Annotated in this window: 24 protein-coding genes, 1 tRNA gene and 1 pseudogene; 11 read left to right on the top strand and 15 right to left on the bottom strand. The window is 53.4% G+C overall.

Going from position 1 to position 23,756, the window contains the following annotated elements; all coding sequences use genetic code 11:
- Positions 1–58: 58 nt before the first annotated feature.
- The 4 genes from OEW58_10110 to OEW58_10095 all read left to right on the top strand — a co-directional run bounded on the left by OEW58_10110 (position 59) and on the right by OEW58_10095 (position 3,111).
- Positions 59–454 (top strand): hypothetical protein, encoded by a 396-nt coding sequence (locus OEW58_10110; protein MDH5301703.1) that lies wholly within the window; start codon positions 59–61, stop codon positions 452–454.
- 164 nt (positions 455–618) lie between these two features.
- Positions 619–1,641: an LbtU family siderophore porin gene (locus OEW58_10105; GenBank protein ID MDH5301702.1), complete on the top strand. Its 1,023-nt coding sequence runs from the start codon at positions 619–621 to the stop codon at positions 1,639–1,641.
- A gap of 46 nt (positions 1,642–1,687) precedes the next feature.
- Entirely contained in the window at positions 1,688–2,479 is a 792-nt protein-coding gene (locus OEW58_10100; GenBank protein MDH5301701.1) for a DUF4198 domain-containing protein, read from the top strand.
- A gap of 137 nt (positions 2,480–2,616) precedes the next feature.
- On the top strand, positions 2,617–3,111 hold the full coding sequence (locus OEW58_10095) for a hypothetical protein (protein MDH5301700.1): 495 nt from the start codon (positions 2,617–2,619) through the stop codon (positions 3,109–3,111).
- A 1-nt stretch (position 3,112) separates the two neighbouring features.
- Here the strand turns inward: OEW58_10095 and nikR are convergent, their stop codons facing one another.
- Positions 3,113–3,568 carry a nickel-responsive transcriptional regulator NikR gene (gene nikR / locus OEW58_10090; GenBank protein ID MDH5301699.1) on the bottom strand — a complete coding sequence of 152 codons (456 nt, stop codon included), beginning with the start codon at positions 3,566–3,568 and terminating at the stop codon, positions 3,113–3,115.
- A gap of 90 nt (positions 3,569–3,658) precedes the next feature.
- Between nikR and OEW58_10085 the strand changes: the two genes are divergently transcribed.
- The 5 genes and pseudogenes from OEW58_10085 to OEW58_10065 all read left to right on the top strand — a co-directional run bounded on the left by OEW58_10085 (position 3,659) and on the right by OEW58_10065 (position 7,783).
- On the top strand, positions 3,659–4,243 hold the full coding sequence (locus OEW58_10085) for a hypothetical protein (protein ID MDH5301698.1): 585 nt from the start codon (positions 3,659–3,661) through the stop codon (positions 4,241–4,243).
- An 18-nt stretch (positions 4,244–4,261) separates the two neighbouring features.
- Positions 4,262–4,879, top strand: coding sequence for a cobalt transporter CbiM (gene cbiM, locus OEW58_10080; GenBank protein MDH5301697.1), 618 nt, complete (start codon positions 4,262–4,264; stop codon positions 4,877–4,879).
- Between the two features lies 1 nt (position 4,880).
- Positions 4,881–5,672: a cobalt ECF transporter T component CbiQ gene (cbiQ, locus tag OEW58_10075; GenBank protein ID MDH5301696.1), complete on the top strand. Its 792-nt coding sequence runs from the start codon at positions 4,881–4,883 to the stop codon at positions 5,670–5,672.
- A 15-nt stretch (positions 5,673–5,687) separates the two neighbouring features.
- Positions 5,688–6,404 (top strand): annotated as a pseudogene (locus OEW58_10070) (energy-coupling factor ABC transporter ATP-binding protein).
- 776 nt (positions 6,405–7,180) lie between these two features.
- Positions 7,181–7,783: a lytic transglycosylase domain-containing protein gene (locus tag OEW58_10065; GenBank protein ID MDH5301695.1), complete on the top strand. Its 603-nt coding sequence runs from the start codon at positions 7,181–7,183 to the stop codon at positions 7,781–7,783.
- 55 nt (positions 7,784–7,838) lie between these two features.
- Here the strand turns inward: OEW58_10065 and ggt are convergent, their stop codons facing one another.
- The 6 genes from ggt to coaD all read right to left on the bottom strand — a co-directional run bounded on the left by ggt (position 7,839) and on the right by coaD (position 12,136).
- Positions 7,839–9,506: a gamma-glutamyltransferase gene (gene ggt, locus OEW58_10060; GenBank protein MDH5301694.1), complete on the bottom strand. Its 1,668-nt coding sequence runs from the start codon at positions 9,504–9,506 to the stop codon at positions 7,839–7,841.
- Between the two features lie 118 nt (positions 9,507–9,624).
- The gene (locus OEW58_10055) at positions 9,625–10,170 is read right to left on the bottom strand and encodes a diheme cytochrome c (GenBank protein MDH5301693.1); all 546 of its coding nucleotides are present in this window, start codon (positions 10,168–10,170) and stop codon (positions 9,625–9,627) included.
- Between the two features lie 10 nt (positions 10,171–10,180).
- Positions 10,181–10,696 carry a hypothetical protein gene (locus tag OEW58_10050; protein ID MDH5301692.1) on the bottom strand — a complete coding sequence of 172 codons (516 nt, stop codon included), beginning with the start codon at positions 10,694–10,696 and terminating at the stop codon, positions 10,181–10,183.
- A 238-nt stretch (positions 10,697–10,934) separates the two neighbouring features.
- The gene (locus OEW58_10045) at positions 10,935–11,225 is read right to left on the bottom strand and encodes a hypothetical protein (GenBank protein ID MDH5301691.1); all 291 of its coding nucleotides are present in this window, start codon (positions 11,223–11,225) and stop codon (positions 10,935–10,937) included.
- A 134-nt stretch (positions 11,226–11,359) separates the two neighbouring features.
- On the bottom strand, positions 11,360–11,611 hold the full coding sequence (locus OEW58_10040; protein ID MDH5301690.1) for a YfhL family 4Fe-4S dicluster ferredoxin: 252 nt from the start codon (positions 11,609–11,611) through the stop codon (positions 11,360–11,362).
- A 45-nt stretch (positions 11,612–11,656) separates the two neighbouring features.
- On the bottom strand, positions 11,657–12,136 hold the full coding sequence (coaD, locus tag OEW58_10035) for a pantetheine-phosphate adenylyltransferase (protein ID MDH5301689.1): 480 nt from the start codon (positions 12,134–12,136) through the stop codon (positions 11,657–11,659).
- A 148-nt stretch (positions 12,137–12,284) separates the two neighbouring features.
- Here coaD and OEW58_10030 point away from each other — a divergent pair, with 148 nt between their 5' ends.
- Complete coding sequence (locus tag OEW58_10030; GenBank protein ID MDH5301688.1) at positions 12,285–13,994, top strand: proline--tRNA ligase; 1,710 nt, start codon at positions 12,285–12,287, stop codon at positions 13,992–13,994.
- Positions 13,995–14,371: 377 nt separating this feature from the next.
- On the opposite strand, the gene OEW58_10025 is transcribed toward OEW58_10030, so the two are convergent.
- The 8 genes from OEW58_10025 to OEW58_09990 form a co-directional block, all read right to left on the bottom strand.
- Positions 14,372–14,749, bottom strand: a complete 378-nt coding sequence (locus OEW58_10025; protein ID MDH5301687.1) for a hypothetical protein — start codon at positions 14,747–14,749, stop codon at positions 14,372–14,374.
- A 180-nt stretch (positions 14,750–14,929) separates the two neighbouring features.
- On the bottom strand, positions 14,930–15,853 hold the full coding sequence (locus OEW58_10020; GenBank protein MDH5301686.1) for a phosphoglycerate mutase family protein: 924 nt from the start codon (positions 15,851–15,853) through the stop codon (positions 14,930–14,932).
- Between the two features lie 267 nt (positions 15,854–16,120).
- A complete protein-coding gene (locus OEW58_10015; protein ID MDH5301685.1) occupies positions 16,121–18,031 on the bottom strand; it encodes a tetratricopeptide repeat protein in 1,911 nt (636 codons plus the stop codon).
- A gap of 598 nt (positions 18,032–18,629) precedes the next feature.
- Positions 18,630–18,705: transfer RNA gene (locus tag OEW58_10010), tRNA-Thr, on the bottom strand.
- A 67-nt stretch (positions 18,706–18,772) separates the two neighbouring features.
- Positions 18,773–19,666, bottom strand: a complete 894-nt coding sequence (locus OEW58_10005; GenBank protein MDH5301684.1) for a hypothetical protein — start codon at positions 19,664–19,666, stop codon at positions 18,773–18,775.
- Between the two features lie 9 nt (positions 19,667–19,675).
- Positions 19,676–20,419: a type III pantothenate kinase gene (locus OEW58_10000; GenBank protein ID MDH5301683.1), complete on the bottom strand. Its 744-nt coding sequence runs from the start codon at positions 20,417–20,419 to the stop codon at positions 19,676–19,678.
- Positions 20,419–21,381: a bifunctional biotin--[acetyl-CoA-carboxylase] ligase/biotin operon repressor BirA gene (gene birA / locus OEW58_09995; GenBank protein ID MDH5301682.1), complete on the bottom strand. Its 963-nt coding sequence runs from the start codon at positions 21,379–21,381 to the stop codon at positions 20,419–20,421. The genes OEW58_10000 and birA overlap by 1 nt, the downstream gene beginning before the upstream one ends.
- An 11-nt stretch (positions 21,382–21,392) precedes the next feature.
- Complete coding sequence (locus tag OEW58_09990) at positions 21,393–21,749, bottom strand: carboxypeptidase-like regulatory domain-containing protein (protein ID MDH5301681.1); 357 nt, start codon at positions 21,747–21,749, stop codon at positions 21,393–21,395.
- Positions 21,750–22,001: 252 nt separating this feature from the next.
- Here OEW58_09990 and OEW58_09985 point away from each other — a divergent pair, with 252 nt between their 5' ends.
- Positions 22,002–23,693, top strand: a complete 1,692-nt coding sequence (locus tag OEW58_09985) for a flagellinolysin (GenBank protein MDH5301680.1) — start codon at positions 22,002–22,004, stop codon at positions 23,691–23,693.
- The last annotated feature ends 63 nt before the right edge of the window (positions 23,694–23,756 follow it).

Genomic DNA, 23,756 nt, shown 5'->3' with positions numbered 1-23,756 from the left:
TGATTCTCATTTCTTTTAATATCTCCCTATCGTCAACCACCTTAGGGAGCTTCTTCACATGAAATTAACTCATCTCGCCATCTGCGCCAGCCTGATCGCCACCCCCTGCGCCTATGCCGAAAATACCAATCCAGACTTCAGCTACGGCAAGGCCGATGCCTACCAGCGCGTAAGTCAGGCCGTGGATAGCCTGAGCCAGTGGGCCGATGGCGAGTATCAGGAACACGAACTCGAAGGCTTGTTCCAACGTTATCCTCAAGATGCCCTGGTCATCAAAAGCACCCTGGATCTGGTCAACCAACTGAAACAACAAGCCACCCAGGCGCAGGCCGATGGCGACCAAACCCGCGCCAGTGCGCTCCTGTTTGCTGCCGAAGCGACTGCACTGTACGCGGCCAACATGCCGCATCTGCTGGAAAAGCGTCTGGATGTCCAGGCACAGGCCGCTCGCTGAAACAAACATCTGCGATACATACACTTCAATATTGGCAATCAGCCGTCGACATAAACAAAACAGATTGTAAAGCCGGTTTACCACCGGCACATATCGTGTTACGTTCGTAAAATACGTGCGAAACGCAAACCAAACCTTCATAGCCACAAGGAACCTTGGCCGCCATGAGATTTTCGTCATGCACTTCAATACTGCTAGCCACTGCCTGCCTTTTGCCCTTCACACCAGCACTGGCTGACACCACCATCAACGGCGCGATCGAAGTTGAAAGCAGCTACGCAACCTCGTACGACAAAAACACCAGCAGCAATATCAGCGTTGCCGCAGTTGAACTGGCCATAGACAGCCAGTTAAGCGACGACGTGTTTACCCACTTGCTGTTTCTGCATGAGGAAAACAAAACGCCTCTTGGCGTTGATGAAGCCACCATCACTCTGCGCAACCTGGTTGGCAAAGACACGGAACTGGTGGTCGGCCAGTTTTTCGTCGCCCTTGGCAAACTGGAAAGCTACATGGTCTCCGATCCCCTCACGCTGCAGCTGGCAGAAACCAACGAAGGCGCAGCCCAGGTCAGCGCACCGCTCGGCCCTCTATCGGGAACGATCTATGCGTTTCAGGGCAAATCCGGCGTCATCGACCAGCAGCATGACAACATCAACAAATTTGGTCTGCGCCTGGAATACAGCGACGACAACCTCGAAACCGGCGTGCACTACATCAGCAGTTTCGCGGACACCAACGGCATGCACGAAGCCATCGAAAATTTTGACGGAGACCCTGATAACAACAGTCTCGCTGCCTTGCAGCACAGCGTAGCAGGTGCGGGGGTTTACGTTGATTACCACAACAATGCATTTAGCCTCGTTGCCGAATACATCGGCGCGCTGAAAAAATTCAACGCCAACGATCTGGGCATCAGCAATCGTGGCGCCCAGCCCGCTGCCCACCAATTGGAACTGAGCTACTTTTTCGGCAAACACACCTTCGCCGTCGGTCACCAGGGAACCATTGATGCCCACGCAGTGTCATTGCCCAAGTCTCGTTGGATGGCTGCGGCCAGCACCAAGGCCAAAGCAGACACCACCCTGGCGTTGGAACTAGCCCATGACACGGATTATCGCGTCAGTGAAGGCGGCACCGGCAAAACAGCCCTGGGCATCACCGGCCAAATTCAGGTAACGTTCTAGAATCATCACAACAATCACAACTCTACTGATCGTAAAGGACTCAACGATGTACAGCGCTTTTGCCAAAAACACCGCTCTGACACTTGCCCTGTCCATGGCAGCCAGCAGCGCGGCCAACGCCCATTTTCAGATGCTGATTCCCAGCGATGACATGGTCAAACAAGGTGAATCCCGTCAGCTCATGATGGACGCCCTGTTTTGGCACCCCTACGAGGGCAAGGGCATGCCCATGGAAAAACCCGTCCAGTTTGGCGTGATGGTCAATGGTCAAAAAACCGATCTGCGTGCCCAGCTCAAAGCCAACCAGACAACCGATCTGGAAGGCAAAAAGTTTCCTTCGTTCAAACTGGAATTTCCGCTCAAACGTCCTGGCGATCACACGTTCTACATTGAACCAGCTCCCTACTGGGAAGCCGCTGAAGAAAGCTTCATCATTCACTACACCAAAGTGATCGTGAATTCATTCGGCCTGGAAGAAGGCTGGGATCAGCCGGTGGGATTAAAAACCGAAATCGTACCGCTCACCCGTCCCTATGGTCTGTACACCAACAACGTGTTCCAGGGCAAAGTGCTGGTCAACGGTAAACCGGTCGCCAACAGCACGGTAGAAATCGAATACTACAACAAGGACGGCAAGCTCAAACCCATCGCCGATCCCATGATCACCCAGGTGATTAAAACCGACTCCAATGGTGTATTCACTTACGCCATGCCCAAACAAGGCTGGTGGGGATTTGCTGCACTGAACGAAGACAGTAAAAAAATGAAGCACGATGGCAAGGATTACCCGGTGGAAATCGGTGCAGTGCTGTGGGTAAAAACTCACGACATGAAATAAAAATCCATTCGTCAGCCTCGGGAAAATCGCAAAAAACCCGGGAAAGATGAATGAACGAAGCAACGTATAGTGTAGAAAATCGACTGGTTACGCTGACGAACATCGCTACACAGCGCCATTAAATGTTGGAGCAAAACATGACCAAAGTAACTCTCAGACTGATGACCGCCCCCATCCTCGTCATCGCCACGATGTTGGCAGGTTGCGCCACAACTCCCTGGGCCACCCTCCCTGACCGCAATATTGCGGTAGAAACCATAGACTCAGGCAGCACAGGAATCTCCCATGCATTTCTGAGCTACACCAAAAAAGCCATTTATCTGCGCGGCGAACTGGAGCGAAAAATTGCTGGCCGAGGCCCGGCACCAGGCCACTTGCACGTTGAGCTGCTAGACAAGGACGGCAATGTCCTCAAGGTAGCCATGTCGGGTTACGAGCGCAAAAATCTCAAATCCGACGTCGCCTACTTCACCATCCCGATTCCGGTGGATTTACCTGCCCTGAGCAAGGTTCGCCTACGCCACCACGACATCGTCTCCCATCAGGAAACGGTACACGATGTCCAGTGGCAGGAACCTGGCGAAGCCACTTCGGATGAAATTGAACCCGACAAGGACGACCTGGGCAGATAATTTAATGCGAATGCGACGGGTGATCGTGGGTGTGCGCGCCTGCGGTCATCTCTTCGCCAGTGGTGGTCGCCGTTAGCTTGCCGTGCTTGACCCCGCGAATACTGACCAGCTGATCCGCCAGCGATTGCAACTCCCGACTTTTACCCTTGACCACCAACACCTCCAGACAGTTGTTGTGGTCCAGATGCACATGCATCACTGAAATGATTTGTCCGGTAAAGGAATGCTGCAAATGAGTCAGATTGGCCGCCAATTCACGCACGTGGTGGTCATAGACCAGGGTAATCGTGCCCACGGTCAGCTTGTCGTGATCCCATTCTTCCCGCACCTTTTGCTCGCGGATCAGGTCACGAATCGCTTCAGAGCGATTCTTGTAGCCCTTCTGATCTATCAGGTTATCGAAAAACTCCAGCAAATCCGCATCGATAGAAACGCCAAATCGAACCAGCTCCGACATTTCTTTAAACCCCCAATCTTTGTCCGATATGTTCATTGACACCAGCGTATCACGATTTTAATATTTGTATCACCCACATAGGTGCCTCTCGTGAATAGAATAAACTATAAGTCGCTCGCTTTTTTCACCCTGCTTTTCAGTCTTATCTCGTCAGCCCATGCCCACAAGGTCAACATGTTTGCCTTTGTCGAGGGCAACAGCGTTTCCATTGAAGCCTACTTCGTCGATGGCAAGCGCGCCAAAAACTGCGAAGTCACCGCCACCGACAGCACTGGCAAAGTCCTCAACCAGGGTCAGACCAACGATCAGGGGCAATACCAATTCAGTGTCAGCCAGCCGACCGATATTCGCATCGCCGTGAACGCCGGCATGGGTCACATGGCGACGTATGACATTGCCGCCAGCGATTTTGGCGACAATAGCGCGGGCGTTGCTGCGTCCGACAGCGATGAAAATGGCAACGCACTCGCCTCTGCGGACATCAACTCCGCTGAACTTAATGCCGCTATCGAGCGCGCCGTTGCCAAATCCATGGCACCGGTGATGCGTAATATTTCCGAAATGCGTGCAGAAAAATCACTGGCTGATATCATTGGCGGCATCGGCTTCATCTTTGGCCTGCTGGGCATTTATTTTTATCTCAAAGCTCGCAAAGACACTCAGTCTAAAGCCTAACGCCAAAGGAGTTCATCCATGCACATATCCGATGGCATTCTAAATGGCCCGGTTTTGGGCGGCAGTTTTGCCGCCGCCGCAGTCGTTGCCGCCGCAACATTGCGCAAAATGGATCTGGAAGAAATTCCCAAGATTTCGGTCATCACTGCGGTATTTTTTGTCGCCTCACTGATCAAGGTTCCCATCGGCCCCACCAGCATCCATCTGGTGCTGGTGGGGCTGGTCGGCGTGGTGCTGGGCAAACGGGCGTTTGCCGCGATTATGCTCGGTATCATTTTGCAGGCATTGCTGTTCGGTCACGGCGGCGTCAGTGTTATCGGTGCCAACGTGCTGATGCTGGGCGGCGGCGGGCTGGTCGGCTACATGATCTGGCAATTACGCCATCGCTTCACGCTGAAAAAGCCCGAGGTGGTGTTCGGCGCGCTCGCCGGTGCCGGCGGGGTGATTTTCTCCGGTACGGTGCTCGCGGCACTGCTGGTCACCGCCGGTGAAGCCTTTGTCGCCAACGCCTATTACGTGCTGGCGGCCCATGTGCCCATCATTGTGATTGAAGCGATTATCGTCGGTATTACCGCCGGGTTCCTCGCCCGGGTCAAACCTGAAATTCTGTCCGGACACCGGGTAGGCAAACACTGATATGCCATTGGATATTGATCGTCATGCGGGCATTGAGTCGCTGATTCAGCGCTGGGATGTGCGCTGCAAAATTGCCGCGCTGTTGCTGCTGATCCTGTGCATCGCGTTGATCAAAACCCTGCCCATGGCGCTGATCGCCCTGGCCATCACCATCGTACTGTTGTGGGCCAGCCAGTTGCCGGTGCACTTTGTATCGCACGGTCTGACCAGCGCCGGCATTTTCTTGCTGCCATTTTTCCTGATCATGCCGTTCACCTATCCTGGTGATGCCGATCATGCGCACTTCTGGGGGGTGACCTTCAGTTTTGCCGGACTACGCTTGGCCACGCTGATTTTCGTCAAGGCGATTTCGATGATCATGCTTAGCTTCGTGATTTTCGGCACCTCGCGGTTTGATGTGTCGATGATTGCGCTGCAACGGTTGAAGTGTCCGAAAATTCTCACCCAGATGCTGCTGTTCACCTATCGCTACATTCACACCTTCATGGAAGAACTGCAGCGCATGCACACCTCCATGTCGGTGCGCGGCTTTGTGCCCAAAACCGACTGGAACACCATGACCACCTATGGCAATTTTGTCGGCACCTTGCTGATTCGCAGTTTTGAACGCACCGAACGTGTCTACAAAGCCATGCTGTCCAAAGGCTACGAGGGTGAGTTTTACAGCCTGGTGGAATTTAAAACCAACGCCGCTGACTGGCTCAAACTGATCGTGATCTTGGTCATCGCCGTCGCGCTACTTATTGGAGACAACGTGCTGGGCTTTCCCACTGCCGCTGTCGCCTGGCACTAACCCGAGGATTTATCCGTGACCACCCATTTCGCTATCGATATCGAAGATCTGCAATTTTCCTATCCCGATGGCCATGACGTACTCAAAGGGATCAGTTGCCAAATCAAGCACGGCGAAAAAGTCGCGCTGATTGGCGCTAACGGTGCGGGCAAATCCACCTTCATGAGTCATCTCAACGGCGTGCTGCTGGCCACTGGTGGTCACATCAGCATTGACGGCATCAAAATCGAAAAAAGCACGCTCAAGCAGATTCGCCGCAAAATCGGCATCGTTTTTCAGGACCCGGATGATCAACTGTTCAGCCCGACGGTGTTTGATGACGTAGCCTTTGGCCCGCTCAACCTGGGGCTGCCCAAAGAGGAAATCGAGCAACGTGTCGCCCAGGCCCTGGACGTGGTTGGCTTGTCCGGCTACGAACAGCGTTCATCGTTTCACCTCTCGTTTGGTGAGCGCAAACGCCTGGCGCTGGCCACGGTGCTGTCATACCAGCCCGATATTCTGGTGTTCGACGAACCCTCCACCAACATGGACCCGCTCAATCGCCGCAAGCTGATCAAATGGCTGAAAGAGTGCGATAAAACCGTGATTTTGTGCACCCATGACCTGGACATCGCCCTGGAAACCTGCGACCGCTGCCTGCTGCTGATTGACGGCAAGATCATCGCCGACGACAAAGCCTCCAACGTGCTGTACGACAAGGATTTGCTGGAAAACAATAATCTGGAACTACCGCTGGCGTTGATGACTCACGAATTGCTGCACGAAATTCTGCACAAATCCGAAATGAACGAAGAGCATCGTTTCATCATCGACGGATTTTTGCACGCCCATCGCCATGCGCACGGCCCCAACGGACAAGTGCATTTTCACATCCACACCCATGCGCACGACCATGAGCATCTGCACCAGGAAGTCGACAAGCGTCACACTCACGATGCTCACTCTCACGATCACGGCGACGGACACCATCACCACCACCCGGATCACGACCACACTCATCCACATCCGGACGATCACGAACATCCTCATCCGCATGATCATGAGCATCCTCACGATCACGAGCACCCTCATCCCCACGATCACGAACACCCACATCCGCATGATCATGACCATCCTCACGATCACGAGCACCCTCATGACCATGAACATCCGCACCCTCATCCCCACCCGGAAGAGGGCCAAAATGACAAAAAATAGGCGCTCATTTCGCCTGTTTTTTGATCAGATTTTGAGGTAAAAACCCGCGGTGGATGACCCAAAAGCGGCATCCGCCAGGAAAACATGGCGATTTTCTGACCACTTGAACAGTCATTTTGTTTAAAAAACAACCAAACGACCTCGCTTTTTTGCACTGAAATGGTGCAAAAAATTATTTTCGCTGCCATATCCCTTTGAAATTTCACCCATTCCCGACCAAAATAGATCATTATTTGGCCGTTTCACAATTTTGACTGAGTCCGGCTAGAATGAGCGCCGTTTTACAAGACTCATGTTTTAAGGGTTTGGTTATGGTTATGGTAACGAAGACACTGTTGGCAGCATCACTTCTCTGGCTGGGGTTCAGCACAACCGCCCAGGCGGATATTTATGTGTACCAGGATGCCAACGGCATTATGCACATGACCAACAAGCAACCCAAACCCGGCGTCAAAGTTCGCCGCATTATCCGCGAGACCAGCGCCACCCCAAACAACTGGCGCGTGCCGCGCACCAACCAGGTACGTCATCAGGTCTACTCGCTGGTGGACGAAGCCTCTGAGCAATTCAACGTCGACAAAGCCCTGGTACGCGCCATCATCCAGGCCGAGTCCGATTACAACGTCAACGCGCTCTCGCCCAAGGGTGCCAGCGGTCTGATGCAGTTGATGCCCAGCACGGCCGCCCAATATGGCGTACAGGACATTTTCGACCCGAAACAGAACATCTGGGCCGGCGTGCAATACATGCGCTACCTGCTGGATAAATTCGGCCAGGACGTCAGCCTGGCGGTGGCAGCCTACAACGCTGGCGAAAACGCCGTCATTCGCTATGGCCGCATCCCGCCCTACGCAGAAACCCAGAACTATGTGCGCAAGGTACTAAAGTTCCACCAAGGATACAGTCAGATTTAGCCTCGGGCCAAAACGCTAATCCCCCTGTAGCCGGAACCTCTCCAGCTCAAGCAAATTATTTGACCCTTGCCTGCCCCACGCCGCGTGGGTCAGACGCAGCCTCCACACTCCCCGTTGCCTTGCGCCACAAAATGCCGTGCATATTGCCGTAGCGCCACGGGTTCTGTTTTACCTCGTGCCCCAACGAACGCAGGCTGGTGATTTCGGCCTCGGTCAGCGCACCTTCTTCGTAGCTGATTTCATCCGGCAGATACTGGTGATGGTACCGTCCCTGACTGACCCAGGATTGCGGGTCGTGACCGTCGGCAAAATCAAGAATGCCCAGCAGCACCATGGTGATGATGCGACTGCCACCGGGAGTACCCAGCACCGCAACACTATCCGCCGTATCGATAAAAGTTGGGCTCATGCTCGAAAGTGGCCGCTTACCCGGTTCAATGGCATTGGCCTCGGCACCCACCAGTCCGTAGGCGTTGGGCGTACCGGGCTTGGCGGAAAAATCATCCATCTCGTCGTTGAGCAACACTCCGGTGCCGGGCGGCACAAAGCCGGAGCCAAACGGATAGTTCACCGTCACCGTGGCCGACACCCGGTTGCCCGCCTGGTCGAGAATGGAAAAGTGGGTGGTGTGGAACCCGCCTGGCGCGGAATCGATACCGGGCAGACTGCTGCTGGCGGTCGCCTTGTCAGCGCGAATGCTGGCGCGCAATCCCGCCGCATAGTTTTTGTCGGTCAACCGGGCGACGGGCACCTGGACAAAATCCGGGTCACCCAGGTAAATGGCCCGATCACGGTAGGCACGGCGCATGGCCTCGACCAGCAAATGCTTGCGCGTCACGCCATCAGCCGAGCCCAACTCATAGCCTTCCAGAATATTGAGCATGGTCGCCAGCGCCACCCCACCAGACGACGGCGGTGGAGCGGTGGTAATCGTCATGTCGCGGTACTGGATTCGCAGCGGCGCACGCTCTTTCACCCGGTAATCCGCCAGATCCTTCAGTTGCCAGATGCCGCCGTTGGCGCGCACACCGTCAACCAGTTTTTGCGCCACCTCGCCCTTATAAAACCCATCAAACCCCTTGTCCGCCAGCGTCTGCAGAGTCGCCGCCAGTTCAGGCTGCTTGATGATGTAACCTTCTGCTGGCACCGCGTTGTCTTTCAGAAACAGGCGCGCAGCTTCGGGCGATGCCTGGATAGCCTTCAAGCGAAAACCCGCCATACGCACATAGTGAGCATCCACTTCAAAACCTTGCTGTGCGAGCTGAATCGCTGGGGCCAGCGTTTTGGCCAGCGGCAACTTGCCGTAGTTTTGCGCCAAATGCACCATGGCCGCAGGCACGCCCGGAATTCCTGCCGCCAGCGGACCATTCATTGAGGCATCAGCTATCACGTTGCCATCCTTGTCCAGGTACATATCGCGCTGCGCCGCCGCAGGTGCAGTTTCGCGACCATCGACCATGGTCTGAAATCCGTCGCTGGCCCGATGCAGCAACCAGAAACCACCACCGCCAACACCGCTGCTGTAGGGTTCAACCACTGCCAGCGCGGCCGTCACCGCCACCGCCGCATCAAAGGCGTTACCGCCAGCGGCGAGAATATCCATCCCTGCCTGGGTCGCCAGTGGGTGCGCCGACGCAATGGCATTTTTGCCCGGCGTACTGGCGGCATAAACCGGCAGCCCGGCAGTACAGATCAACAGACAACAGAATCGCAACCAACGCATGACACACCCTCCAAGTGTTTGATTGGTCTCATGCTAGCGGGATTGGAGGCAAAAAAAAACCCGCCGGTGCAATGGGGAGGGGATATTGCTTTGGCGGGTTAAAGTAGGGGTTCTTGGCTTACCAGGTCCAGTAGCCATATTCAGGAATCATGACGGTGTCTTCTTCGAAAACACCAAACTTTGCCTCCTGATGACATTTATCGCAGAAACTGGGCGACTTCACTTTGGCCTGGTCAAAATACTTCTTCGGCACTTCCTCATGACGCCACTGGAAAAACTCGGTCTTGGTAATACGTGAGGGCGTTTCGCCGGATTTCAAGGACTGATTGAACTTGCGCGAGGTTTTATACCAAACCTGATCGGCGGCATTGCCATCCACATAGGCGCGCAGCTCGGCGATCACCTCGTCGTCCAGCTCGGCATTGTCGCCAAAATGATCCTTAAGGGCTTGTTTATCTATCAGTTTTTGCCAGGAGCGCAGCGGCAGCAACCCCGGCGGATAGGCAAAATGACAGGAGCCGCATTCTTCCTCGTATACCTCATTGGTCACCGGCGCCACGCCCTTGTAGCGATCAATACTCAACAGCCATTGAGCACCATTTTCAGCATGGGCGGTACTGCCCAACATCAACCCCAGCACAAACAGCAGCAACAGTTTTTTCATGGCGCTCTCCTTACCAGGTCAGCTTGATGGCCAGGGCCATGCTGGTATAGCCGACCATGCCATAGGTGGGATGCGCCCCACCAGGCGCGGTGTCAATGGCGGCAAAATAACCGCCCGTACCCAACAAGCCCAGCAGAGCGTGCTGATTATCCGGGTCTTGCAGCCCGGAACTTAGCCGCAAGTCGGTCAGGTGAAATGCTACACCGGTAGCCACCGCGCCAGCCCCCAAATAGGCGGCAGCATGCGCAAACTGGTAATGAGGGCCACTGGTATCCTCGGATTTGGGTGACATCACCGCCAGCGTCGCCGCCAGCATTGATCCCAATCCCAGGTATTTATGCAAACTGTTCGCGGTGATAATGCGCCCCTTGAAAGCTGGCGCGTCCGCCGCTGGAGCCTCGGTTGCCGAGGAACTGCTTGCCGCCACCAGCAATGATGCCTGTGGATGCCACAGGGCCGAGGAGTCCGCCAACGCCACTTCGGGAATCGCCCCCAACAACATTACGCCACACAACCATCTTCTCACCGGTCACCTCCGCTTGCGCCAACCCATCGTTTTGCTCAGTTTCAGTGTAGCTTACGCAAGATTCACTGAACCCAGACTGAATTCAGTATTGATAATGATTATCATTTGCAATAATATTAATCCACATCCTGCGTGACCACGGGCCTACCTCATGCGGCGGGATGTAATTGTCTTCACCTGCCCTCCCCTCCAAACACGCAGGTGAAACGTTCGAGGGGGCTCCCCCGCCCCCTCTTTTTTATGCCGCCAAGGCAATAATTTTCTCCAGCAACACATCCCTGTCCTCACAACTTCGCATCGCGGCTCGGACCCGGTTAAACGCCTGCGCCGCCAGTTCTGGGTTCTTGGCGTAGCCCGTCAGCCGGTCGTACTTCCAGCCAGCCTGCTTCAGCACCGTCTGTTTGTACTCCATGCCTTTTTGACCACCGCCGCCAATGTCCTGCAGTCGCTGTTCAATTTGAATGTAGGTCGCAATTTTTCCTGGGGTAAAACTGCTGAAATCTTTGGGCAATATTTCGTCGAATTCCATAATTACTCTCCTGGGTGTCTGTCCTAGATGTCGACCAATCCCCAGGTCCGCTAAACACCGTGAAAACTTATTTTTTTTCAGGCATAAAAAAAGCCCCGGTAAGGGGCTTTTCTGAGCACAAGACACAAATCTGATCAGGCCATGGCCTGCAGTTTTTCGTATTTGGCCTGCAGTTCGTCGCGCGATTCCACGTGGTCAGGGTCCTTGGGAATACAATCGACCGGACAAACATCCACGCACTGTGGCGTATCGTAATGGCCTACACATTCCGTACACAGGTTGGGGTTGATCACATAGATCTCATCCCCCTGAGAAATGGCACCATTAGGGCACTCGGGTTCGCATACGTCGCAGTTAATGCACTCGTCAGTAATAATCAAAGCCATGGGGTTACTCCAATTTCACGCAATTTCTTAAAGCTGTCAGCGATCTTACTTCATTCTGAGCTGCAATTCAGCCATGACCCTTTCATGGACAAAATCGCGCACATCCCCACCCAAACTGGCGACTTCGCGTACCAGACTGGACGAAATATAGGAATACTTCTCCGCCGGAGTCAGAAATACGGTTTCGATGCTGCTATCCAGCTTCCGATTCATACCCGCCAGTTGAAATTCAAACTCGAAGTCAGACACCGCCCGCAAACCGCGGATAATCACTTGCGCCGACAGCGAGCGGACAAATTCCACCAGCAGCGAATTGAAGCCCACCACTTCCACGTTGTTCAGATTGCCTAGTACCAGACGAGCCATGGCCACGCGTTCGTCCAGAGTAAACATCGGTTTTTTGCCGGGGCTGGCTGCCACTGCCACGTAGACTTTATCAAACAGGCGCGAGGCCCGATGCACCAGATCAATGTGACCGTTGGTAATCGGATCAAAGGTCCCCGGATAGACCGCACTGACTCCCATGGAATATCCTTGTTTCAGGCTTCAAGGTTGGCGAGTTTAACACGTCACACGAGAAAACACAGGCCCGCTCTACCATCCCCGCCGCAGAATACTTATACTTCGCAGCCAACTGCGTAAATCAATATATCCATATAAGGAAGACTGGCCCATGCGTGCCTCCCAGATTTTAATTGCCACTGTCAAAGAGACCCCCGCCGACGCCGAAGTCATCAGCCACAAACTGATGCTGCGCGCCGGCATGATCCGCCGTCTGGCCTCCGGCCTGTACACCTGGCTGCCCATGGGCCTGCGGGTGTTGCGCAAGGCCGAAGCCATTGTGCGCGACGAAATGGACAAGGCCGGTGCCCAGGAAGTGCTGATGCCCTCGGTGCAACCTGCCGAGCTGTGGCAAGAGTCCGGCCGCTGGGTGCAATACGGCCCCGAACTGCTGCGTTTTAAAGACCGCCACGATCGCGATTTCTGTTACGGCCCCACCCACGAAGAAATCATCACCGACATGGCGCGCAAGGAGCTGCGCAGCTACAAACAACTGCCGGTGAATTTCTACCAGATCCAGACCAAATTCCGCGACGAAGTTCGTCCGCGCTTTGGTCTGATGCGTGGCCGCGAATTTTTGATGAAGGACGCTTACTCCTTCCACATCGACCAGGCCAGCCTGCAAGTCACCTACGACGCCATGCACCAGGCGTACTGCAATATTTTCACCCGCCTGGGACTGGACTTCCGTCCCGTCATCGCCGACACCGGCTCCATCGGCGGCAGCGGCTCGCACGAATTCCACGTGCTGGCTGATTCCGGCGAAGACGACATCGCCTTCTCCGACAGCAGCGACTACGCCGCCAACGTCGAAATGGCTGAAGCCCTGGCCCCGGCCGGCCAGCGCCCCGACGCCAGCGCCGCCATAAGCCGCGTTGACACCCCCAACCAGCACAGCATTGAGGAAGTCAGCAGTTTCCTGAAAATCGACGCCAAACAAACCGCCAAAACCCTGATGGTCAAAGGCGTGGACAACACCGTCGTTGCCCTGGTGCTGCGTGGTGACCACGAACTCAACGAAATCAAAGCCGAAAAACTCGCCCAGGTGGCCTCACCCTTCACCCTGGCCAGCGAGGCGGAAATCCTCAAAGCCTGCCGCTGCAAACCTGGCTCCATCGGTCCGGTTGGTCTGGACAACATCGTCGTCATTGCCGATCGTAGCGCCGCGCATCTGGCCAACTTCGTCTGCGGTGCCAATGTCGATGGCCAGCACCTGACCGGCGTCAACTGGGCCCGCGATCTGCCCGAGCCCATCGTCGCCGACATCCGCAACGTCGTCAGCGGCGACCCCTGCCCCGACGGCAAAGGCTCACTGCTGATCAAACGCGGTATCGAAGTCGGCCACATTTTCCAGTTAGGCAAAAAATACAGCCAAGCCATGAACGCCACCGTGCTGGATGAAAACGGCAAAGCCGTCGTCATGACCATGGGCTGTTACGGCATTGGTGTTTCGCGCGTCACTGCCGCAGCCATCGAACAAAATCACGATGACAAAGGTATCATCTGGCCCGATGCCCTGGCCCCATTCCAGGTAGCCATCTGCCCGATGAACGCGCACAAATCGCAACGCGTGCGCGAAGCCTCAGAAAAAATCTACAACGACCTGAAAGCCATCGGCATCGATGCACTGCTGGACGATCGCGGCGAACGCCCCGGCGTGATGTTCGCCGACATGGAACTGATCGGCATTCCACACCGTTTGACGGTAGGTGAGCGTGGCCTGGATGCCGGCACGGTCGAATACAAACGCCGCCGCGATGGCGACGGTGCCGACCTGCCGCTGGACGACCTCATCAATGCGCTCAAAGCCAAAATGGCCTAAGCACATTTGCAGCAACAAAAAAGGGAAGCCTAGGCTTCCCTTTTTTTTGGGCTGATAAATTCGTCACGCCAACAATGGCAGCGCAACAAACAACACAACTGTAAACAGCAATAAGAAAAGGGCAAATCCTGCATTTCCACCGGCCATAAAAAACCTCCTGGCAACGCCAAATAACAAGTTGTTTTCACACAAAAGTTACCGAAGAAAACTTCGCTACCCGATTAGACAGCAAAGTCTCTTACCACCCTTGTTAGCGGCCAATTTGCGCAAGAAATTACCCGGTATTTAAGTATGAATCGTAGAGGCAGTTTTATTTGCACAACCATCACCGACCTAAGGAACATGCCGATTCTCTCATCGAATGATGAACTTATCCCCTATCGAGCACGCCGTTCAGAACTGAGCACATAGCTGACAACAAAAAGAATACCTAGCACAAGATCCACTAAAAATGGTGCCAAGGTCATTGCATCAATACGGTTTACGGCAAACAACCAGATTGCCGCGCCTGCTGACAAAAACTTTTCTGCCATGGCAGGAAGCATTAGCGGACGGTATCGCTTCACATCACTGGCGATAATTAAAAACGCGAACTGCCACGCCAACGCAACAGAGATGAATCCATAATATTGTTCGGGATGATTGGTCGCTGGTGGAAAATCGATACCGATCTTCTGCTCCAGAAAAAACATTGGCAGCAGCACAACGATCCCATAAATTCCCGACCAAAAGAAAACACGCTTGGCAAAAATCATCTGAACCTCTACAGAAAATGTCCCTGCATGATCATGGCAAACAATCAATCATCGCTCAATATAACAAACCGAATAGTCTGATCGTAACGAATGACCTCGCACCGTGAACCCCCACCATCCCGGCGCCCACAAAAAAAGGGAGCCTAAGCTCCCCCTTTTTTTTTCAACTTCAGCCGCAAATTACTTGGCTGAAATTGGCATGCCTTTCAGCTTGGCAAATGTTTGCAGAATTTCTGTCTGCACTTTGTCCAGCTTGACGATCACCGCTGCGCCTTCAACCACAACCGACTTTTCATCTTTGTAATGCTTGCCAATCAGCAGTTGGCCCAAATCGTCGGCCAGTGCTTTTTTGGCATCGTCACTGATGTCAGTTTTAATCGTCAAAACACCACCGGCGAGAACTGCATTTGCCGCATGTTCTTCCAGGATGCTCTGCATGGTTCTGGCCTTGCTTGCTGCTTTGGGAAGCTCCTTGGGCAACACTTCTTCCTGCAACTGGCCAGCTTCATCGACTCGGAATTTTTTAACCACCCAGGTCTGGCCGCCGTCTTTGGAAACGGCATGGTGAGGAACGGCATTTTGCACTTCCAGACCTTCTTCAATACCGAAATAGGCCGCGATGCGACGAGTCGTTCCACCGTGAGAAACGATGATGAAGGGCGTGCCGTTGGATTCCTTGATGCGCTGATCCAGACACTCTTCAACGTGTGCCTTGTGCGCAGCAGGCTTTTCTTCATTGGGTGGTGAGAAGCCGTCAATTTTTTTAACTTCTTTCTGCAGACGCTCGGTCAGCTTGCTATCCCAATCGCCCAGCAGACGCTCCAGCAGGCGCTGATCAATGGTGAAGTTCTCGCCATTGGCGCGGCCAGTGAAGAATTTTGCCGTGTCGACAGCGCGGGTACGGTCCGTGGTGAACACCTTGGTGTTGTCATTGACCAGACCTTTGGCCGCCAGCGCCTTGTAAACAACATTCGACGCTTTGGCCTGTTCCCGACCTTCAGGCACCAAATCAGGATCAGCCACACCACCAGAGATAACGCCCTTGGCGTTGTCCGTGGTTCTGCCATGGCGGATAAAAATTACATGTAGCTCTTTTGCACTCATTAAAAACCCCACAAAAATTACGGTTAAAATATTTAATTGCCGTAAATATACCACAGGCATGGGACGCGTTAGAGAGGGATGGTGAATTATTGACTGTTTTGCTGATAAACAGCCAATCTAGGGGGTTTAAAAAGAAAATTGGCCAAAATAAAAGCACTCCGCTCGTCGGAGAGCCGTCTGTTGTGCGAATCGGTCGCTTTCCTAACAGGAAGTAGAGCCTACATCACCCAACGACAGTACTAGTGATAGCTCTATACCACCAGATACCTAACCTTCTACCGGGGCCCTTAGTTCATGATCACCTTCGTTACAATATTGCATCCATGATTTTCTCAGAATTTGTGAAAATTTCTCTGCGAAAGCATCGCTGTCCGTTAGCATGGAGTCTGCGACTTTTTCTCGAAGCCCAGCCCGAATACCCGCCAACTCGATTTTGTTCTCTGCCAACTGAATAGCTTTTTGAATATACTCATCCTCGGTGGCTCCTATCCAGTTCGACAATCCGGAGCTATTCAGCAAACTGACGCCGACTCGCGAAACATGCCTATCCCCCTCCAGCACGACAACAGGCACTCCCATCCATAATGCTTCGCAAGTGGTAGTAGTTCCATTGTAAGGAATAGGATCCAAAGCGACATCCACCAGGCTATACATTGCCATATGCTCCTCATAAGATCCCGCATGGCCATACAGCGTTATTCGCTCCGAAGAGATGCCGTAACGCTGGAATCTTTCCAGCAGCCGCTGTTTCAAACCATGATCCGTCACGCCACGATATTTGATGACTAGCATAGAGCCAGGAGCAGCCTTTAATACTCTAGACCACAGGAAAATACACTTATCACTATATTTAGCGGGATTGTTAAATGATCCAAATGTTACAAAACCATTTTTTAGCGCGGGAAGATCACTAACTTCAGGACATTCACTCGCAGCTTGATAACAAAGAAAACCGCCTTCAACCCGCAACAAATGCTCACTACAAAATTTATCGCCATCTCCGACAACGTCCGCCCAGCCATCGCTAATTCTGTAGTCAATGGTTTCCATCCCAGTCGTATCAGGATACCCCAAGTATGTCATCTGTATCGGAGCAGGTTTATAGGCGCACGCCAAAAGATTGTTACTTGCGGAATGACCTGCCAAATCGATTAAGATGTCAACTTCGTCATCTTTTATTCTACGCGACAGGTCTTCAGGATCCATATCGCTAGTATCACACCAACCATCCGCCTCATGCTCTAGCATTTTTGTAATCCTATCAGGCTTGCGCAAGTTAGAATAACAAAACTGCTCAACCCTCCTTTCCTTCAACCCTCGAAACAACGGTAGGAAAAAATAAACGACTGAATGCTCGCGAAAATCACCAGATAAATATCCAATTCTCAGTCTCTTATTGGGATCGCGCTCATTAGCATGACCTACGCATGAACTCACTCTAGGTGCCTCGTGCTGTTTGGCCCATTTCAAATGCCTTGAAAAGGTATCCTCTCGACTGAGCTCTCCTGAATAGTGTTTGCTCATAAGAACGCATGAATGCTCGGCTGCCAGCGAAGAATTGAGTAAAAGCGCCGACTCCAATGCCTCGATGGCTTCCTCATATCGACCATCAGTAACACATGAGAAATAAATATGAATATAGGCCTGCCACATCTTTGGCTCTATTGCCAAAGCACGCCTCGCATATACTTCAGAGTCCTCATATTTTTCTTTGTATCGGTAGTAGAGTGCAATACTGTTTAAAACCAGAGCACAATTCGGATCGATCTCGACTGCGCGCTGCAATGCCTCCCACTGCAGCTTATCATCACCATTTTTCCTATATAGTTCGGCGAGATTATTCCATCCCAACACTCGCTTTGGATCTATGCTTACACTTTTTTTATAAGCATTAATGGCTTTTTCATACTTTTTCATTTCTTGCAATACAACGCCGAGGTTATACCAAACCTCCGCATCGGAAGAATCAACCCTTAATGATTTCTCCATATAATTGACAGCCTGCTCATTATTGGAGGTATGATGCATCAGCAAACCATAGTAATGCAGAAGCATGGCATTGGCGGGAAATTTACCCAATAAGTCCTTATATATTTCCCCGGCTTGAGAATAGCTCCCCCTCTCATGATGACTGACTGCCATAGAAAACCTTTTTTCAGCATCATATTTCGGCTTCATAGCTGACATTTCCTCATAGCAAGACAATTTATTGAAAACAATCATACACACATTTTATGACTTGGGAACCTCAACCATAAATGATTACCATTTCATTCCGTATTAAATGCAAACCTAGAAAATCGAAAATTCCATCCACGAAACTCCCCTTCCTGTTACAGAAGAAAATATAGACTATTCCGCTATCCTATGGATCACCACGGCCTCATGCGGCCTTGAAAGGAATATGTCAGAAGCTCGCGGAGGCGGCGTAATCTCTATTTTTGAGCAGCGTTAAAAATAGAGGGATTACCATCCCAGTTATCACAAGCACTGATAACCACCACTCACGCTATATGACTAAATATTAATCTAGAGGCAAAGAAAAAATGCGCAGCGTCTTAATGAAGGTAAGGAATTGGAGAAAATCGAGAAATTTGTTTGAGATAGGGAAAATTTATCCCAGTAGGCCAAATACTAGCTCACAACTAGGAACAACCCAAACATGACCAATCTGCCAGCAACTCATTTAGTGCACTACGTAGTGCACTACAGAACAGATGTTTTTCATTTGGCGAAAAAAAAGACCTAGCTTTTTGAGCTAAGTCTTTGTTTTGTATGGTGCCGGCACCCGGAATCGAACTGGGGACCTACTGATTACAAGTCAGTTGCTCTACCTACTGAGCTATACCGGCGAAAGTGGCGGTATTATAGTGACATCAACCGCCTCAGGCAATAGCCGATTGCTGACAAATTGATCATCTAACAGCCTGATTTTTCGTACTTTACGTCTTTGTAGTTTTTCAGCAGTAATTTCCAGTCGTCTTTATCCGGAGCAGTTTGGCTGTCGGACTCGATCTTTAACCAGATTTCCGGTGGGCGTTTGTAGCGCATGGTCAGCTCGGCCTCATAGCCACGGCTGCGGAATTCCTCCTGACGCTTTTGTGCCGCCAGTTTGTTGCGGTACACACCAAGCGAAATGGCACGCTGGGGTTCGTCGGTGAGCACCAGGAAAACGTCGGTGAAGCCTTTGGTTTTGAGTTCTTCCAGCTTCAGACGCGCCAGTGCCATGCTGCGCTCGGGCGGCAGGTAAATCCAGTAACCAAGAAACTCGCCTTTGTCTTTGCTGGCGATCACCGCATTGAGCTTCACTTCGGCCAGATCCTTGATCAGCCCGTCAGTGTCTTGCTGGCTGCGCAGTGGGCCGACGCGGAAGCAGACCGATTCGGGCACATCAACAGGGAATTGTTCCTGGGCAACCACCGGGGCACTGGGCTTGGCTGGCGCCGGTTTGGCCGGAGCATGTTTCGCCTCTGTCGCTGGTGCGTGTGCTGGTGGTGCTGCGTGTACTGGCGGCGCTGCGGCATGAACATTGGCCGCTGGAGCGACGGCAGGGGGATGCGCGGCGGGCGGCGCACTGTCATGCGCATTTGCCGTCGGTGCGGGAGCTGCTGGTGCCGGTGGAGCTTCTTTTTTGCTGACAAACTCCAGCGAATCCGGGTCACGCATCGCTTCTTCCAGTAGTTCGATGCGCCCTACATTGGGTTGTACGTCAGATTGCGCCGCGCGTGGAGCGTCGCCCAGCATGAACATCCCCGACAACAGCAGGTTGAGTCCTAACAATCCAATGCTTATGAATTTGAGTCTATTGAGCATGCGCGCCTATCACTTGTTTTGGCCGACGATGGCCAATCCTTCTAACACCAGTTGCGGCCGGTATTCCACCTCGCCCCAAGTCAGCAATTCCGCGATGGCCTGGGCGTCACCGCCAGTCAGTACGCATTGTACCGTTTGCTCGGCATCTGTCACCAAACCTTCGAGCATTTGTCGTATCGCTCCCACGATCGCGAAATGACAACCCGATTGCACCGCCTGGGTGGTATTTCGGGCAAACAACTGCAGTGGTTGAGTCTGTAAATCCAGGTTTATCTGCTGCGTCCCCTGCAACAGGCTGTGTTGCATCATCTGGACACCGGGCAAAATCATCCCGCCCTGATGCTGTCCATCCGCAGCGATGGCATCAATGGTGACAGCGGTTCCGCACGAAACCACGCACACTGGCCGCCCTTGGTGCGACTGCCAGGCGGCGATCATCGCCAGCCAGCGGTCGCTTCCCAGCCGTTCGGGCAATTGATAGCCATTGCGCAGTCCGCCGTGTTGCACTTGGCTGCTGGCCCAGAAACCGGGAATGCCTAGCTCATCCAGTCGCTGTTGGATGGACCGCCTGATGGCATCGCCCAGCATGCTGTTGATCAGCACTCGCTCGGGCGGGTGCTGCAACAGCGACTCCAGTCCATACGTTAGCGGTTGACCGTGATGCACAACGGCCTGCATATCCTGCAGCCGTCCGTCGCGAAGCCAAGCGCTCTTTAATCGGGTATTGCCTAAATCAATGAGTAGCGTGCTCATCAGTAACGCAGACTGACTTCGCCAGACACAAATCGTTGCACGCCCTGCTCCGTTCGCACTAACAGCGCTCCCGTTTCATCGATTCCCTGAGCATAGCCAGTCACAACGCGATCCGGCAGGTGCAGGCTGACTTCACGCCCGGAAACCAGGTCGTAGCGCCGCCACTCCACCAGAAACTTTGCCATGCCATGTTGTTGATATTCCTGTAAAACTTCTATCAATGCATTAAGCAACATCGCGGCCAGTTTGTTGCGCGACGGAGGCTGTCCCATCGTGATGGTGGCGAGATCAACCCAAGGCTGGTCAATTTGCTGATCTTGGCCTTCGGCCATTTTGACATTCAAGCCTACGCCAACCACCAGGCGACAGGGGCCACCGGCCTCACCGGCCATTTCCAGCAGGATGCCGCCCAGCTTTTTCTGTTGCCAGTGAATGTCGTTTGGCCATTTGATGCCGGCATCCATCAGTCCCAGCCGTCCCAGAGTACGCGCCACGGCCATGCCAACGACCAGACTCAAACCCTCGGCCTGATTAATGCCCCCATCCAGGGTCCAGCTGAGCGAAAGATAGATGTTGCGCCCCAACGGTGAAATCCACGGACGCCCCCGCCGGCCTCGGCCTTGGGTCTGGTGTTCGGCCAACGCCACTTGCAGCACTCCCGGCAAGGGGCGCTTGAGCAGGTAAGCGTTGGTAGAGTCGATTTCTTCCAGCAGGTGCCACTTGCCAATGGCCTGTTGCGCCTGAGGGGTGAGGTGTTCGGTGATACGCGTTTGATCGAGCAGTTCCAGCGGCTCGCTCAGGCGATAGCCCTTGCCCTGAACCGCGTGTACTTCCAGTCCGTAATTTTCGAGGTTTTTTAGGCGCTTCCAGACGGCGGCGCGGCCAATCCCCAGGGCCTGCCCCAATTCTTCGCCAGAAACAAAGCGGCCATCGGCCAATCGTCGGATGAGTTCAAATGCCAAGGTTCGGTATCTTAATTGTTGAGCAAGATGCTGGAAGCAAATCCAGTGTTAGGCTCAGTCAGCTCAATGTCTACGAGCTGCTGAGTGGGCACCGGCACAGCCAGGCGCTGCTGAACCGTCAGCCAACCGGGCGCGGAAACAGTTACCACTTTGACACCCCGAACCATGTAGCGTAACTTGGCCAAGCCATTTTCGTCGGTCGTCACTTGTTCATCCATGTAGCTAACACTGGCGCCGCTCACCGGTTTACCGTCGGCCATCACCCGCACGTCGACCTCATAGGCGGCCCAGCGCTGTTGCCCGGTCAGACCACAGGCCGACAGCAACAGTACAGACAACATCACAGCGATTACCCTATTGAGACTCATAGGCTCCTCCATCGTTATTCTTATTATGGCAAGCAGAATATTTAGCCAGGATTATCGCATGCTCCACCGCATTGAATATAGACAATTCTTAAATTCCCTCACTTAAGCGATTGAATTGTTCTAGATAATTTTTAGCAAATGTCTGAAGATTTCATTTTGTGTGGCCGTTACCCGACACAGGACCATAACTCAATTTGCGTGGCCAATGGTTTATTACGTGCCTAAAAGCAGTGCTATCGAGAGGAACGGACGGTGAAAATAAACACCAACCTGTTCGCGCTCAATAGCATGCGCGTCGCCAACAACAACCAGGGCAGTCTGGCGACTGCTCTGCAGCGGCTGTCTAGTGGTGCGCGTATTAACTCTGCAAAAGACGACGCAGCAGGCTTGGCCATCAGCGAACGCATGACCACCCAAACCCGAGGTCTAACCCAGGGCATCCGTAACGTCAATGACGGTATTTCGATGCTGCAGACCTCCGAAGGTGCGCTCACTGAAGTATCCAACATGCTGCAACGCATGCGCGAGCTGGCCGTGCAGGGCGCGAACTTGGGCGTGCTGTCGATGACCGACCGCAAAGCCTTGCAGGAAGAAGTCAAACAATTGAAGGCTGAAGTTGATCGTATCGCCAAAACCACCGAGTTCAATGGCGTAAAACTGCTGGGTGGCAAAGCCCAGCTCAATGCCATGGACGAGGGTTCACCCGAGGTCAGAGTAGTCAATGCCCTGGCCAATGTCTGGCTGGAACAGTCCGCCCAGCGTATTGAAACCTATTTTGGCCTTACCGCCAGTAACCGCGACTTTACCGTAGACCTGACCACCTTCACCGACGGTGCTGGTGGTACCCTGGCCCGCGTCACTGCGGGAGTTGCTGCAGGGGTTGGTAACGTCACCAATCTGACCCTGCAAGTGGACATGGCCGACTTCCAGAATCCGACCCTGCCCAACGGCGGCACTGCTCCGTTCTACAACGATCGCATCATCGCCCATGAAATGGTACATGCGCTGATGTTTGACCAAACAGACACCACCTTGATACCAACGTGGTTCATGGAGGGGGCTGCTGAACTTATCCATGGTGCCGATGAACGCGTACTGGGTGATGCTGCTGCGGCTGCCATAGGCTCGAACTACGCCGCCAACCTGGCCACAACCGTGGACCTGACTGCAGGTTGGGGAGGCGGCAGTGTTGACTATTCCGTAGGCTACTTGGCCGCGCGCTATATTCATGCCACGTCCGCCGGCGGCATTGCTGCTGTTATGGGGCAGTTAAACGGCGGCGCGGATCTACTAACGGCCCTCAACAGCACCGGCGGTGGCTATGCTGACTATACGGCATTCCAAACTGCCTTCCGCGCTGGCGTTGGCGGTATCGTCACCGACGCGGCCCTGACCAACACAGATACCGGAGCGATCGGCGGATTCGATGCCGATGGCGGTGCCATCCTCACCGCAGAGACGGTCATTCCCGACGGTGAAATTGGCGGTCCAAATCCAACCAATTTCAACGTTATTTGGCCGTTTGAGATATTTGAAAACAAAGGTCCCACCGAATTTTTTGCCATGCAGGTTGGCGCCAACAGTGGCCAGGTCATTCGCATTGGCAACGCCTCTGCCGGCGTAAAATCATTAGGCTTGACCGATCTTGATATCGCACTGGACGCCAATTCGGCCATTGTCTCACTGGACAAAGCACTGGGATTCATCAACGAACAACGTGCGACCTTGGGTGCCCAGCAGAACCGCCTGGAAGCGGCCACCCGCGTCAACGAGGTCAACGTCGAATCTCTGTCCGCTGCGCGTTCACGCATCAAGGATGCCGACTTCGCCGTCGAAACTTCAGAAATGACCCGCTCCATGATCATCAGCCAGGCCAGCACAGCAATGCTCAGCCAGGCGCAAGCCTCACCTCAGTTAGCACTGCAATTGCTCAACGGTCTCTAAGCACCGTTTAACCACGCCTGGCGATTGGCCAGCACGGTTTCTGCCACATCTTTTTTCAACTCC

This window comes from Gammaproteobacteria bacterium (genome assembly GCA_029884425.1).
In the GTDB taxonomy this organism is placed as follows: Bacteria; Pseudomonadota; Gammaproteobacteria; order S012-40; family S012-40; genus JAOUHV01.
Note: the sequence above shows the minus strand (reverse complement) of the source record. Positions and strands in the feature narration are given on the sequence as shown.